This is a genomic window from Aeromicrobium tamlense (assembly GCF_013408555.1).
GTDB classification, from domain to species: domain Bacteria; phylum Actinomycetota; class Actinomycetes; order Propionibacteriales; family Nocardioidaceae; genus Aeromicrobium; species Aeromicrobium tamlense.
Genome location: NZ_JACBZN010000001.1, coordinates 909,673 through 923,274, shown reverse-complemented (window position 1 = coordinate 923,274; position 13,602 = coordinate 909,673). Strand labels below are relative to the sequence as shown.

The following is a 13,602-nucleotide window of genomic DNA, read 5'->3' as shown; positions in this document are numbered from 1 at the left end:
GATCGAAACCTGCGTTCGTCTCTACTATCGGGCGAGAGTGGAGCTGCCGGAGTTGGCATCTGAGCTCCGCGAGGTGCTTGTGTCCGCGATGACGGACCCCGAAGATCACGTCCGGACAACGGCGCTCCGCGCAGCGCCCATTCTCTACCCCGACTCGGAAGAGTTAGCAACCGCCTTGACGCGGTTCGGCGAGCGCGAGGAAAATGCGGAACTGCTCTCTTTCGTCCTCCACTCTGCACAGGGACTGGATCCTAAAATGGTCGACGAGCTCGTTCAGGGTTTGAGCGCGTCTCGAAGCGGCGGCCCTGCGGTTCCGGATCTTATCGAGGGATCTGACGAGTCCGAACTCCACGAACTCGCGCGAGTCTGGGCCGCCGTGCATATCGAGCTATTTGCCGTGCTGCCAGACAGTCGGTGCGCCGACACCCTCCGCTCCTGGTACACCGATCCCACAGAGCACCGCATTCAGTTCGAAGCCGCCATGTCCGTCATGCGATCTCGACTCTCATTCGAGCGAACGGCTAGCGAGCGAGCCAAGTTTATGGAGCTAGTCGCCGTAGCTGCCTCCACACTCTCCGAACGACTACGTGCTCCGTCCGTTGACGCCGCGGTTATAAAAGCTGCTGACCAACTCGTCACGGAGCTCTATTTCGCATCCGGCGCGTATGAGTCGAGCTCGTATCCGGAGCGACCGACAGATGAACAGCGGGCGGCTTGGTATCTCCAGGCGAAGCCGATACTCCGCGCGATGACATCCAGCTTCCACCCAAGGACCGCGTACGACCTTCTGCAAATCCTTCAGTCCTTGGTCGATGTGGACCCTCCCGAAGTCTTCGACGCGATCAGCGACTGTGTCGTAGGAAGTCCTGCGCTTCGATACGAAACTCTGGGCGTGGCCACTGTCGTAGAGATCGTGGGCCAGTACCTGGCCTTCCACCGCGCGACGGTCCTTCACGACCCAATCCGACTCAACCAACTACGCCAGATCCTCGAGACCTTTGCCGACGCGGGGTGGCCGGAAGCACTTCACCTCTCTTACTCCTTGAACGATGCCTTCCGATGACCATCAATACTCCCAAATTGACATAGGGTGTAGGCGATCGTGACCGGGAGGATCAGGAAGACGACCGGCACCATCATCGCGATCTCGCGACGTCCGCCCGACTCGATGAGCTCGCGGCGAGCGGTCTCGCGAACGTCGGCCGCTTGGGCGTGGAGCACGTCGATCAGCGGTGTCCCCCGGTCGATCGCGACCGCGAGCGCCTCCGCGAAGCGCGCCACGCTCAGGACTCCCGTGCGCGCTGCAAGCACGTCGAGGGCATCGACGACCGTGGCGCCGGCACGAACGTCGGCCAGCACGCGGCCGAGCTCCAGTGACAGGGCGCCGTGGCTGACGCGGCTCACGCGCTCGATCGCGGCGACGGGGCTCTCCCCTGCGGCGACCGACAGCGCGAGCAGGTCGGCGATGGTCGGGAACTCGGCACGCATCCGGGTCTCGTGCCGGCGGACCTGCGAGGAGAGCGCCTGGTCGCAGGCGAGGCAGCCGCCGACGAGTCCGGCTCCGCACCACAGCAGCAGCGCCACGACCGGCGGGTGCGCCGCCGACCACGCCAGCAGCGAGACGGCGACGGCGATCGCGAGCCCGATCGCGCCCCACGTGGCCTGGCGGACCCGGAAGTCCTCGACGTCGTCATCGCTCGCGCAGCGACGCAGCCGGCGAGTGATGGCGGCGTTGCTGCCCAGCGACTCGCCAATGGAACGAGTCAGCCGGGCGGCGCCGATGGTCCAGGACTGCCGCGACTCGATCTCGCCGCGGGTGCGCAGGTCGTCGCGCAGGAAGCCCGAGAGCGACCGCAGCAGCCGTCCGAGATCTCCCCCGAGAACCTCGCGCGCGATCCGGAGTGCCTCCACGACGCGGTCGCCGACGGGATCTGCGAGCCGTGCCTTCAGCCGGTCGAGGCTCTCGGCGAACCGCCCTGACGAGCCGTAGTCGCGGCCGAACTGGGTGAACGGGTCCCGCAAGGGCTCGGGACCGCGCTGCCCCAGCTGGATGAGCGCCTCGGGGAGAGACAGGCCCGCGCGCACGGCCGAGGCGAGATGGTCGACGGCATCGGGCCAGGCCTCCGCATGCTCGCGCTGCCGTCGGGCGGCTCGCGAGCGGACCACGGCGAACGGCGTCCACGCGGCCGCGGCGCCGGCGAGCAGGGCCATGACCGGAACCGACGTGACCGCACCAGCCGCCGTCCCGGCGACCGCTGCCGCGGCGACGGCGGCGACGACCGTGCGCGGGGCGACATCGGGCATCCCGGCGCGGAGCAGCAGCGACTCGAGCGGGTGCCGCCGCACGGCGCGCTGGGGCCGGCTCGGCCTCGGGTTCCAGCTCTCGGCCATGAGGAGCAGGCCGATCCCGAAGGTCAGCCCGATCAGCGTTCCCACAGCGCTCCCGGGTCGATCCCAGCGGCCTCGAAGGCCTCGCGGCGCTGCGGCGTGCCGGCACCCCTCTCGAGCACCCCGGCTCGGCGGACGAAGATCGGCTCGGCCTCGATGATCCCGTTCTCGGAGCGCCCGGTGGTGGCGACGATCTCGCGCACCGCGCGGCGGCCCGACGTGTCGATCCCGGTGTGCACGACGATGTCGACCGCGGTGGCGACGGTGGGAACGACGAAGCCGGCGGAGACGTTCTCGCCGGCGAGCAGCGGCAGCGTGCAGAGCTTGACCAAGGCCTGCTTCGCGGAGTTCGCGTGGATGGACGCCATGCCCGGCAACCCGGAGTTGAGGGCGAGAAGCAGGTCCAGCGCCTCCTCGGCGCGGACCTCGCCGACGATGATCCGGTTCGGCCGCATCCGCAGCGCCTCCTTGACCAGCATCCGCAGGGTGATCTCGCCGGTTCCCTCGAGGCCCGCCTGACGGGTCTGCATCGCGACCCAGTCGGGGTGCGACGTCTTGAGCTCGAAGACCTCCTCGACGGACACCAGTCGCTGGGTGCCGGGGATGGCTGCTGCGAGGCAGTTCAGGAGGGTGGTCTTGCCCGCCTGGGTGCCTCCGCTGACGACGATGTTGAGCCCTGCCTGGACGCACGACGTGAGGAACGCCGCCGCGCGGTCGTCGATGGTGCCGAGCGCGACGAGGTCGTCGAGCCCGCCGGCCTTCGCGACGAACTTCCGGATGTTGACGGCCGTGAAGCCGCGCGTGATGCCGTCGAGCACGACGTGCAGGCGGTGCCCGCCCGGCAGCATGGCATCGACGAACGGCTGGCTGAGGTCGAGGCGTCGTCCACTGGAGGACAGCATCCGCTCGACGAGCTCGCGGACCTGCCGTGCCGTGAGCATCACCGAGGTCAGCTCATGACGCCCGGCGCGGGCGACGAAGACGCGCTCGGGCTCGTTGATCCAGAGCTCCTCGACCTCGGGATCGTCGAGGAAGCGCTGCAGCGGCCCGAAGCCGACCAGGTCGGCCACGAGCTGGCCGACGACGTGGTCGGGCTCCTCGAGCGCCCGGACGGCTCCCGTGAGACTGCGCTGCTCGTGCTCGGCGACCGCCTCCGCGGCCGCGCGACGCACGGCGTCGATGTCCGTGCGTGGGTCGATGCGCCGTTCGCGCACCAAGGCCCTCACACGGTCCCCCAAGACATCCATGCTTCCCCCCGAAAGCCGTCCAGACTGCGCCGCATCCTGCCGGGCTCGCAGTGACCGGCGCAAGGGGTCGTCCCACGGCTGTGGACGAGCACCTTCCTGAGCGGGATCGAGGGGGCGGCAGATGCGGATGGGCCGGAAGTGTTGCACCCTTTTGGCATGGTGCGCGTTGCTCGTCGGGGAAGCACGGCCGTGGCCCTCGCCCTCGTCCTCTCGTTGATCGCCCTGCCCAGTCATGCCGAGTCGGTGGAGCCCGAACCCGAGGTCGCACCGTCGGCCGAGGTGACGTCGGAGCCCGCCGAGCCGGAGGAGGTGGCCGAGCCGGAGACGGCCTCCCCGGAGGCGCCCGAGCCGGCCGTCGAGCCCTCCGCCGCGGCTCCTGCGGCACCCGCCCGCCGGACCACCGCGTCCCGCGCGCCCGCCGCCACCGCGGCCTCCGCGCCCTCGGTGAACACCCCGGCGAAGTCCGGCCGCTGGGTCAGCATCCGCATCAACAGCGGCGCCGACACCCGCGTGCTCACCCGCGAGAACTTCTGGCTCCGCGGCCGCGTCCTCACCACCAGCGGCAAGCCGCACGCGCGCACCAAGGTGCGGATCTACCGCGACACGAAGAACGGCCGCGTCAAGGTCGCGACGGTGCGCACCTCGGCCAAGGGCTGGTACTCATGGATGCCGAAGGTGCCCAAGAGCGGGAAGTACCGCGCCATCGTCAGCCGCCACCGCTACTCCCCCAAGATCACGGTGAAGCGCACGTACGGGAAGCGCTCGCTCGCCAGCCGCGAGAAGGCGATGTCGTTCCTGCTCGGCTCACCGAAGGGCGGCGTCAAGCGCGCCAGGAACTACGTCTACCGCGAGTACACGAAGGCCACGCTCGTCCAGTACGGCGGCCGCACGTCGGTCGTGCGCACCCACGCTCTCAAGCAGATGCGCGCTCGCGGGGGCGCAGGCGGATCGCTGGGCGCCCCGACCGGCGACCTGCGCTGCGGCCTGCCCGAGGGCGCCTGCCTGCAGCAGTTCCGCACCGGCGCGGTCTACGTGAACAAGAAGGCCAAGAAGACCGTCACGTCGGCCGTCTCGCCCAAGCTCGGCGCCGCCGACCTCGTCGCCGTCGCCCGCTCACAGGTGGGCTACCGCGAGCCCAAGCCGCGCAAGAGCAAGTACAACCGGTGGATCAAGCGCACGGGCGCCTACGACCCGTGGTGCGGCTTCTTCGTCTCCTGGCTCGCGTACGCGGCCGACAAGCCCGGCTCGGTGATCAAGGCCAAGTCCTTCGGCTCGCTGCTCAAGGCGGAGCGCAAGCGCGGCCGCACCTCGCAGACGCCGCGCGTCGGCCGTCTCGCCTACATCGGCTACTTCAGCAAGGGCACCGCGTCGCACGTCGGCATCGTCGCGAAGCACCAGGGCGACTACGTGTGGACGGTCGAGGGCAACGTGTCCTCCGGCGGCGGGATGGCCCATCCGCGCGGCGTGCACATCGTGAAGCGACACACGTCGAACGTCGTGTTCTACGCCGACCCGAAGTACTGAGCCGCGACGTCGCGACCGATTCAGACCGGATTTCCAGCCCGCGAGGGTCCTTCGGCGTGCCCTTCGGGCCTCACACCCGGCACCTCGGCACCGACCTGCGAACGCGTAACCTGCATGTAACAATCCGGTGATGGACGGGAAACTGCCCCGACCTAGCCTCTAGGTGGACGCAGGGAGATGCTGTCCGCACCGATCTACCAGCCGCACCGCGGTCGAGGAGGCCCAATGTTCGGCAATGCCGACGAGTTCTTCAAGTTTGTCCGGGACGAAGGCGTCGAGTACATCGACATCCGATTCACCGACCTCCCGGGCATCCAGCAGCAGGTCACGATGCCGATCTCGGCGTTCGACGAGGGAACCGCCGCCGAGGGCGTCGCGTTCGACGGCTCGTCGATCCGCGGCTTCCAGACCATCGACCAGTCGGACATGAAGCTGCTGCCGGACTACGGCACGGCGTACGTCGACCCCTTCCGCAACCCCAAGACGATCGCGATGGACTTCTTCGTCCACGACCCGATCACCGGCGAGGCCTACTCGCGCGACCCGCGCAACATCGCTCGCAAGGCCGAGGCCTACCTGAAGACCACCGGCATCGGCGACACCGCGTTCTTCGCGCCCGAGGCCGAGTTCTACATCTTCGACCGCGTCTCCTACGGCACCAGCGCCCACAAGAGCTACTACGAGATCCAGTCGGCCGAGTCCGCCTGGTCCACCGGCGACGAGCTGCACGAGAACCGCGGCTACAAGGTGCGCTACAAGGGCGGCTACTTCCCCGTCCAGCCCACCGACCGCTTCGCCGACCTGCGCAACGACATGATGACCCACCTGTCGAACGCAGGCCTGGTCCTCGAGCGCGGCCACCACGAGGTCGGCACCGCCGGCCAGGCCGAGATCAACTACAAGTTCGACACGCTGCTCAAGGCCGCGGACGACACGATGAAGTTCAAGTACCTCGTGCGCAACACCGCGTGGGCGAACGACAAGACCGTGACGTTCATGCCGAAGCCGATCTTCGGCGACAACGGCTCGGGCATGCACGTGCACCAGTCGATCTGGAACAACGGCGAGCCGCTGTTCTACGACGAGTCCGGCTACGGCGGCCTGTCCGACACGGCCCGCTGGTACATCGGCGGCATCCTGAAGCACGCCCCGTCGCTGCTGGCGTTCACCAACCCGTCGGTGAACTCCTACCACCGTCTGGTGCCGGGCTTCGAGGCCCCGATCGCGCTGGTCTACTCGGCCCGCAACCGCTCGGCCTGCGTCCGCATCCCGATCACCGGCGCCAACGCCAAGGCCAAGCGCATCGAGTTCCGCTGCCCCGACCCGTCGAGCAACCCGTACCTGGCGTTCTCCGCGCTGCTGCTCGCCGGCATCGACGGCATCAAGAACAAGATCGAGCCGCCGGCCCCGATCGACAAGAACATCTACGAGCTGCCGCCGGAGGAGTACGCGGAGATCGACATGGTCCCGACCTCGCTCGGCGCCGTGCTCGACGCGCTCGAGGCCGACCACGAGTTCCTGACCGTCGGCGACGTGTTCACGCCCGACCTCATCGAGACGTGGATCGACTACAAGCGCAACGAGGAGATCCTCCCGATCCAGCTGCGCCCGCACCCGCACGAGTTCGAGCTGTACTACGACATCTGATTTGTCGGGATCGGAAGGGCCCTGTCGCACATGGTGCGGCGGGGCCTTTCCCTTTCATATCAGCCAGAATCACTGGCCGAAGCTTTCCGTTGTTGTCCAACGATTGTCGTGCTCTCGTGCGCCGACGGTGCGCCCGCGATGGGTGCGCCGTTCGCGGGGCTCCGCCCCTTGCCGAACGCCGCATCCATCGCGTTGCGCGCTCGATCACCGGACGTGGGCATGACATGCGTATAGACCCGAAGCGTAAACCCGGGATCGGCGTGGCCCAGGTACTCAGAGACCGCCTTGATGCTGACGCCATTCTCCAACCACAGCGACGCGCAGGTGTGGCGAAGCGCGTGCATCCCGTTCTCTCGCCCTCGCGGGATCCCTGCCGCGTCCAGCGCAGGACGCCATACGGATGCGTTGAAGTAATTCTTGTTGACTGGCTTCGCTTCGCGGCTATAGGTCAGCAGGCCCGTTTCGAGCGGCTTCCAGTGCTCGAGGTGACCCTCCGCGGCCTCGAGGACCCACGCCGGCGCCGGGACGATGCGAGTACGTCCGTACTTAGGCGGCGAGATCATCGGTCTTGACTCGAGCAGGACCACCTGCTGTCGAACGTGGACCTCGCGCCTCTGGAAATCGATGTCCTCGAGCCGGATTCCAAAGCACTCCCCTTGCCGGAGGCCGCAGCCGGCAGCCAGCGAGGCAGCAAGTCGGTATCGCGGCGGCAGAGCGTCTAGGAGCGCTCCGACCCGATCAGCCGTCCACGGATGGACCTTCTTTGACGGCACTGGCGGTAGGCGAACCGAAGCGGCTCGAGACGGGTTCGAGACCAACAGCCCATCCGCAACGGCCGCGCCGAGAACCGCACTGAACACGACGAACACCTGTCGAACCGTCGAGGGCGCCAAGATGTCTTGGAGTCCACGGATCCAGCTCTGAATGTCATTCGATCGGATGTTCACCAACGGAGTGTCCCGCCAAGTCGAAAGCACATGGACGTCGAGACGCCGCCGAACCGACTCCCGCGACGTAGGGCCGTACGTCTGACGCTCGAACCACTCCTCGGCGTAAGCGCCGAATGGAACTCGTCCGCCTCTCGGATCGACATACGAACCGTCGAGCAGCTGAGCGCCGAGCTGGACAAGATAGCGTTCTGCGTCAGCTTTCCGTTCGAATGATCGATTGCGTGAGGACCCGTCCGGATCCCGATAGCGGACCTGCCAGCGCTTCCCCGTGCCGTAGCGCGGGGATCGACGTCGCTTGCCCGTTGCGGGGTCCACGACGTGCCAGCGATCAGAGACAGACGCCATGGTTACGCCTGCTCCGGGAGATGGGCGTGGCGTTTGAGCCACGCAAGAACATCCCGCGGATCATAACGGCAGTGCTTTCCTACCCGAAAGAACGCCGGGCCCGTTCGCTTGTGGTTGAGCTTGTAGAGCGTCGAAGGAGGAATGGCGAGAAAGGATGCCGTTTCATCGAGCGTCCAGAGCCGTTCAGGCATTGCGGTGCTCATGCTCCCACCGCCCTCAAGTCAGCCCGTTTCCCCGCGAGACGCTGCTCGAAACTAATGCCAGTTCGCTCCGCTTCCGCCTCCAGGAGCCGGCCAACACGGTGAAGCGTCTCTTCGCGCGTCGTCGCGTTCAAGAGGGCGCCGGCACTGCTCAGGTAGCCCTGAAGCTGCGGGAGTAAGCGCCGGATCGAACCTGCGCGCTCGCCGGCCGAGACTCGCTCCAGACCCACGGCTTCGGCTCTCAGGCTTGCTGCCTGGACACTCGTCCACGCCGGTGAAACGGGCCAACGTGACCTGGTCTTGTCTCCGCTTGGGTCGCGAAAGGTCAGCCACTCGTCGGTCAGGTACGCCCAGACACGGGGCGCCTCTCGCAGCACGTCCTCCGGCGAGTCCAGTCCGACCTCTCTGATGACGGACCGGCGGAGCTGAAACTCAACTCGGAGCACACGCTCCGAGCTCAGGTAGTCGGCGCCCCAAACATCCGGCCACCAGTCACTTCCCTTCGCCCGCATCTCCTCGGTCTTGTCGTAGATGCGGGCCGACAGCGTCTTCCCGGACCCGAACCCGAGGCCTGTCAACGCTGAATGCGACTCCCACGTACGGAGGTCCTTCGCGCGACAGAGGAAGCGCTCCCGGTCGTTGCCCGTGAGGTCCCAGCCATGCGAATCCATGAAGAGGTCCGCGCGACTCGCCTTCCAGCGAACAGGCCCGACAATGCTCTCGACAAGCTCAGAGAACCATCTCGTTGCCGGCTCTACTCCGACGGCATGAATGAACCGTGCCCGAGGCTGGATCGAGACGGCCGGCAGATTCTTGCTCTGCGTCAGGGCGATAAGCCCGTTGGGGTGGTGGAGTGCGTATCGGTAGCGGTTGATGCCCCGCTCCCCTACGAGAAACGTCTCGGGGCCCAACTCAAGCGGCGAGGGCGAACCCTCGTCCCTCGCCCGGTCCTGAGCTGCCTTGAGGTCCGCCAAGAACAACTTCGGCAGCACACACTCTGCCGTCATGTACAGCGCGTCGAAGCCGGAGGCAAGCTCCGTCAACGGCTTCGTTTCGCGCCCTAGTCTCATACTTGAGACGATACACGAATCTGACCGTTGAGTCGCACATTTGAGACTAAGTCTCTTGCTGGTCTTCCTGAGTGCCGAAATAGGTCGCTACGTCCAGCGTGATTCCGGGGAACTCGAACTCGTCCGGATGCTTCCCGAAGAGCTTGCGAAATAGCGCCACCTTCCGGTAGATCGATGCGCGGCTCATCCCTAGCTTCAACAGGCCCTCGAAGCCACCGTGGAGGTGCCACAACACCCAGAAACCCACCAAATCCGCGACAGTGCTGGCGGACACACTTCTGATCGCGCCCCCGAGCAGCGTCTCGACCGCGGGTCCAAAGACCTTCTGGCTCGCAGCCGCGTATGCATCCCACGCTGCGCGTGCTCGCCCCCGACCTTCGGCTGTCGGCATCGGCTCGGATCGGAAGTCGCTCACAGTCTCAGACTAGCGACTCCCCTGCTCAACGAGTCGGATCTGAGTGTTCGGTTTGAGCGTTCCCGCTGACCCGTCCCACTCGATCTCACCAGCCGACCTCATCGCAAAGAGCGCGTTGACGACTTCGACCTCTGAGACACGCAGACGTTCGGCGAACTTAACGAGGCGTTCGAGGGGAACGGTGCTGCCGCCTCGTGCCTTCGACAGTCGTTCCCTCAGAAGCGCTTTCACTCCGACGCCAGAGATGCTCTGGGATGCCGGCGGCTTCCAAGTCGAGGCCGCCTGCTCGACTAGCTCGCCGATCTGTTTCAGAGCTTGCGCGTCAAGCTGCACGGCCCCGTTCGAAGACTCAGTGGCGCTGTCGATTTTCGCGACAAGCGTTTCCAACCTCTCGACAAGGCCTGCGACCGGTCCGTCGTCTGCCGAGGTGTCCGTCTGAACCGCGATGCCCGTATCTGATTTCGTCCAGACATGCTGTCTCATGTCCGTAACCGTGTCCTTCATCATCGAGAAGGTGTCTGAGTACAGCGTGTCGAACAACTTTTCCAGTTTCGCAACACTCGACGAGATCTCGCCGGCGCTCTTCTCGGACTGTTTAGCCTCCGCCACGCTCTGCCGGTAGAAGTAAATGGAGAGCGCCAGGGCAACCAGCGCAAGAACGATAGAGGCAACGCTCGAGAAGATGTTGACGAGATCGATATTCGAAACTGATTCGTTCACGCTGAGCGCCTCCGAGAATCCAGGTTCGCTATTGGAACCACGTCGATAATGCAGTTTGCGGGTGCTGTGTTACAGACGCGCACCCGCTAGTACGCCTGGCCGGCGATCCGTGTCCGGTGGTAGGAGAAGTTTCCGGGATTAACGTAATGCTCAAGGGACAACTCCGTAATCACTTCGTCCGTTGCCGTGCGGACGAGCCTCGACTCCGCGTCCACGAATGTCGCGCCCTTGTCGAAAAGCACGTGATCGTTCGGGCAGAGGCAGAGAACGTTGGAGATCGCATCGCGACCGGCGTGAACCCCGCCGAGCGGCCGCACATGCGCGCCCTCGGCATACGCACCGGCGTCAACTTCGAGACGCACGCCACAGAATTGGCACGTGAAGTCGTAGAGCTCTTTCACGTACTGCGTCACCGAGCTGTTTCGAACGATGCGTTGCATGACACTTGTGGCACGGTGACCCGTCGCTTCTTGGGGTTCCCATTCCCCCTGTGACGGCTCACGGTCGAGTTCGAATCGATAGATCAGCGGTCCGTCGGAGCTCGCCTCGACCCAGTGGCGCCGCACGGAGTAGAGCCCGCTGTAGACGTAGCCGTCGACGCCGCCACGTCGTTGCTTTCGGATCACCCTTACCGGCAGGCCTTGTTCCTCGGAAAGCGCGAGCGCCAAGTTTCCTTTGGTAAGCGTTTGGTCTCTGACCTGCCTGCCCGCTTCGTTTCCGCCCTGACCTGTGTAGAGGATCCAGTCGCCGCGGTCCTCGTCGTCCTTGTAGCCGCCGGACAGAACGATGGCATCCGCGCCTTCGTAGAAGTTGCCAGAGATCCCGGCCATGAGGTGACGGTGCAAACCCGCGTCACGCACGGCGCTTCGCGACTCGAACCACGTTCCCACAGCAACACCACGAACCTCACCAAACTCACTAGCCACACTCATGGCCGAAGGGTATAGGTGGCCGGCCGCGCGAGGGATGGGGCAGGGCCCGCCCCTCCACGCACCGCTTCGCGGCGCGCGGAGCCTCTGCGTCCCCCCGAGATGCCCCACCCCATCCCTCGCGCGTCCTAGAACCCAAAGGCGTCCTGGGCCGCTGCCATGAAACGAGGAAGCTCATAAGCCCTGAGCTCGACTGGCTCGGCAAACTCGTGGACTGCGCCCTTGGAACGAATGTGATCGCGCCACCCTTCGATGGACGAGAGCCGATGCGCGAGACAGAAGCCGACGATCGAGATGTCGGTCATGGCGCTCCCCTCCACCTCATACAAAGCCAATGCTCCCCAGAATCGCCCTACGCGACGCGAACAGACGAAGCACGAGTTCGGCAGATCGATTGGCCTCACCGGAGCCTCAGATCCGCTCTTGTGCGCCGAGTGTGCGCCGGCGAACCACTCCTACTGGCATTTCCGCTGGTCAGACGCAGATCCACGACTGAACCCCTCTCTACTACGACATCTGAGTCGACCTGCTCGACGGACGGCCCCCGACCTGCGAAGGTCGGGGGCCGTTCGCGTTCCCCGGGCGACGAACGATGAGGCATTCGTCCCCGCTGCGGTACCCGAATGCATCATCCTGAGAGAACGGTGGCGGGAGGCTGGCACGGTGATCGTCGACCTGGAGTACCCGTTCGCGGGGCGGTGGCTCGTGCGGAACAGCCCGGCGAACCGGGTGCCGAGCCACGGGACCGCGCTGTTCGCGTCCTCGTTCGCGATCGACTTCGTTCCGGTCGACGTGGCGGGAAGGACGGCGCCCGTCAACACCCGATCGCTCTTCACGCCGGAGCCGCCGGGCAGGTTCCCGGGGTTCGGCCGCCCGATCCTGTCGCCGGTCGCGGGGACCGTCGTCGGGATGCACGACGGAGCGCCCGACCACGAGGCGTACCGCGGGCTGCCGTCGGTCGGCTACGCGCTCACGCAGCGCGGGCGAGCCACCGAGGGCTGGGTCGCACTGGCGGGCAACCACGTGATGATCGAGACGCCGGACGGCGTCGTCGCCGCGGTGTGCCACCTCCAGCAGTCGAGCGTCCGGGTGCAGCTCGGCCACACCGTGCGGGTCGGTGAGCCGCTCGGACGATGCGGGAACTCGGGCAACAGCACCGAGCCGCACGTCCACGTGCAGGCCCTCGACCGCGCCGACGTGCCGAACGCCACGGCCGTGCCGATCGCGTTTCGTGGCCGGCTGCCCCGCAACGGCGAGATCATCGACGCGGAGCAGACGCCCGAGGAAGAGGAGCCACGATGACCGAGGTGCTGCGGTACGCCGCGTTCACGACCGACCAGGGCGGCGGGAATCCTGCCGGCGTGGTCCTCGACGCGCGGGGGCTGTCCGACGCCGAGATGCTCGCGATCGCGCAGGACGTCGGCTACTCCGAGACGGCGTTCCTCGTGGCGGGCGCGTCGACGAACGGCGAGGTCGCGGCGGACATACGCTACTTCAGCCCCGTCGCCGAGGTCGCCTTCTGCGGGCACGCCACGGTGGCCACCGCGGTGGCCTGGGCGGAGCGCCACGGCCCCGGGGTCCTCCGACTGAGCACCCCCGCGGGGCCGGTGAGCGTCGACACCCGGCACGAGAACGGGCACCTCGTCGCCACCCTCACCTCTCCCCCGGCGCACACGCGCCCCGTGGACCCCGACGTCCTGGACGAGGCGCTGAACGCGCTCCGATGGAGCCGCGACGACCTCGACCCGGCCTATCCCGCACACGTCGCGTTCGCCGGCAACGACCACCTCCTCGTGGCCGTCCGCGACCGCGCGACGCTGGCCGCGCTCGACTACGACTACGCCGCCCTCGACGCGCTCATGGCGCAGGAGCGGTGGACGACGGCGCACCTGTTCTGGGCCGAGGACGCGACCACGTTCCACGCCCGCGACCCGTTCCCGCCGGGCGGCGTGGTCGAGGATCCGGCCACCGGTGCGGCCGCCGCCGCGTTCGGCGGGTACCTGCGCGACCTCGCGCTCGTGCCGCTGCCCTCGCGCGCCACGATCCACCAGGGCCACGACATGGGCCGCCCGAGCGAGCTGCTGGTCGACCTCGACGAGGACGTGGAGACCGTCGCCGTCAGCGGCCGCGCCGCGCCGATCGACGAGTCCGGCGCCGACATCTGACC

General features: G+C 66.8%; 14 protein-coding genes. 5 read left to right on the top strand and 9 right to left on the bottom strand.

The genetic code is table 11. The annotated features are described in order from the left end of the window. Window positions 1–37: 37 nt before the first annotated feature. On the top strand, window positions 38–1,063 hold the full coding sequence (locus BJ975_RS04655; protein WP_179424035.1) for a hypothetical protein: 1,026 nt from the start codon (window positions 38–40) through the stop codon (window positions 1,061–1,063). On the opposite strand, the gene BJ975_RS04650 is transcribed toward BJ975_RS04655, so the two are convergent. Next, entirely contained in the window at window positions 1,036–2,436 is a 1,401-nt protein-coding gene (locus BJ975_RS04650) for a type II secretion system F family protein (RefSeq protein WP_179424034.1), read from the bottom strand. The two genes, BJ975_RS04655 and BJ975_RS04650, sit on opposite strands and share 28 nt — an antisense overlap. Then, window positions 2,424–3,602 carry a CpaF family protein gene (locus tag BJ975_RS04645; protein ID WP_317628328.1) on the bottom strand — a complete coding sequence of 393 codons (1,179 nt, stop codon included), beginning with the start codon at window positions 3,600–3,602 and terminating at the stop codon, window positions 2,424–2,426. The genes BJ975_RS04650 and BJ975_RS04645 overlap by 13 nt, the downstream gene beginning before the upstream one ends. A 189-nt stretch (window positions 3,603–3,791) precedes the next feature. On the opposite strand from BJ975_RS04645, the gene BJ975_RS04640 reads away from it, so the two are divergent. Then, the gene (locus BJ975_RS04640) at window positions 3,792–5,159 is read left to right on the top strand and encodes a CHAP domain-containing protein (protein ID WP_179424032.1); all 1,368 of its coding nucleotides are present in this window, start codon (window positions 3,792–3,794) and stop codon (window positions 5,157–5,159) included. 225 nt (window positions 5,160–5,384) lie between these two features. Next, window positions 5,385–6,806: a type I glutamate--ammonia ligase gene (gene glnA, locus BJ975_RS04635; RefSeq protein WP_179424031.1), complete on the top strand. Its 1,422-nt coding sequence runs from the start codon at window positions 5,385–5,387 to the stop codon at window positions 6,804–6,806. A gap of 59 nt (window positions 6,807–6,865) precedes the next feature. Here the strand turns inward: glnA and BJ975_RS04630 are convergent, their stop codons facing one another. The 7 genes from BJ975_RS04630 to BJ975_RS04600 all read right to left on the bottom strand — a co-directional run bounded on the left by BJ975_RS04630 (window position 6,866) and on the right by BJ975_RS04600 (window position 11,740). Further along, window positions 6,866–8,101 (bottom strand): tyrosine-type recombinase/integrase, encoded by a 1,236-nt coding sequence (locus BJ975_RS04630; protein ID WP_223303364.1) that lies wholly within the window; start codon window positions 8,099–8,101, stop codon window positions 6,866–6,868. A 2-nt stretch (window positions 8,102–8,103) separates the two neighbouring features. Then, on the bottom strand, window positions 8,104–8,304 hold the full coding sequence (locus BJ975_RS04625; protein ID WP_179424029.1) for a helix-turn-helix transcriptional regulator: 201 nt from the start codon (window positions 8,302–8,304) through the stop codon (window positions 8,104–8,106). Then, window positions 8,301–9,371, bottom strand: coding sequence for a hypothetical protein (locus BJ975_RS04620; protein WP_179424028.1), 1,071 nt, complete (start codon window positions 9,369–9,371; stop codon window positions 8,301–8,303). Before BJ975_RS04620 ends, BJ975_RS04625 begins: the two co-directional genes overlap by 4 nt. 46 nt (window positions 9,372–9,417) lie before the next feature. Further along, a complete protein-coding gene (locus BJ975_RS04615) occupies window positions 9,418–9,786 on the bottom strand; it encodes a hypothetical protein (RefSeq protein WP_179424027.1) in 369 nt (122 codons plus the stop codon). A 9-nt stretch (window positions 9,787–9,795) separates the two neighbouring features. Next, entirely contained in the window at window positions 9,796–10,506 is a 711-nt protein-coding gene (locus tag BJ975_RS04610) for a hypothetical protein (RefSeq protein ID WP_179424026.1), read from the bottom strand. Window positions 10,507–10,592: 86 nt separating this feature from the next. After that, window positions 10,593–11,438, bottom strand: coding sequence for a YDG/SRA domain-containing protein (locus BJ975_RS04605; protein WP_218845735.1), 846 nt, complete (start codon window positions 11,436–11,438; stop codon window positions 10,593–10,595). Between the two features lie 125 nt (window positions 11,439–11,563). Then, entirely contained in the window at window positions 11,564–11,740 is a 177-nt protein-coding gene (locus BJ975_RS04600) for a hypothetical protein (RefSeq protein ID WP_179424025.1), read from the bottom strand. 358 nt (window positions 11,741–12,098) lie between these two features. Here BJ975_RS04600 and BJ975_RS16660 point away from each other — a divergent pair, with 358 nt between their 5' ends. Beyond that, the gene (locus BJ975_RS16660; protein WP_317628329.1) at window positions 12,099–12,737 is read left to right on the top strand and encodes a M23 family metallopeptidase; all 639 of its coding nucleotides are present in this window, start codon (window positions 12,099–12,101) and stop codon (window positions 12,735–12,737) included. Next, window positions 12,734–13,600 carry a PhzF family phenazine biosynthesis protein gene (locus tag BJ975_RS04590; RefSeq protein WP_179424023.1) on the top strand — a complete coding sequence of 289 codons (867 nt, stop codon included), beginning with the start codon at window positions 12,734–12,736 and terminating at the stop codon, window positions 13,598–13,600. The genes BJ975_RS16660 and BJ975_RS04590 overlap by 4 nt, the downstream gene beginning before the upstream one ends. Window positions 13,601–13,602: the final 2 nt, after the last annotated feature.

What these genes read in the sequence shown, in the direction of transcription:
- BJ975_RS04640 (WP_179424032.1), top strand. Translation starts at nt 3,792, where the DNA reads ATGGTGCGCGTTGCTCGTCGGGGAAGCACGGCCGTGGCCCTCGCCCTC.
- glnA (WP_179424031.1), top strand. Translation starts at nt 5,385, where the DNA reads ATGTTCGGCAATGCCGACGAGTTCTTCAAGTTTGTCCGGGACGAAGGC.
- BJ975_RS04630 (WP_223303364.1), bottom strand. Translation starts at nt 8,101, where the DNA reads ATGGCGTCTGTCTCTGATCGCTGGCACGTCGTGGACCCCGCAACGGGC.
- BJ975_RS04625 (WP_179424029.1), bottom strand. Translation starts at nt 8,304, where the DNA reads ATGAGCACCGCAATGCCTGAACGGCTCTGGACGCTCGATGAAACGGCA.
- BJ975_RS04620 (WP_179424028.1), bottom strand. Translation starts at nt 9,371, where the DNA reads ATGAGACTAGGGCGCGAAACGAAGCCGTTGACGGAGCTTGCCTCCGGC.
- BJ975_RS04605 (WP_218845735.1), bottom strand. Translation starts at nt 11,438, where the DNA reads ATGAGTGTGGCTAGTGAGTTTGGTGAGGTTCGTGGTGTTGCTGTGGGA.
- BJ975_RS04600 (WP_179424025.1), bottom strand. Translation starts at nt 11,740, where the DNA reads ATGACCGACATCTCGATCGTCGGCTTCTGTCTCGCGCATCGGCTCTCG.
- BJ975_RS04590 (WP_179424023.1), top strand. Translation starts at nt 12,734, where the DNA reads ATGACCGAGGTGCTGCGGTACGCCGCGTTCACGACCGACCAGGGCGGC.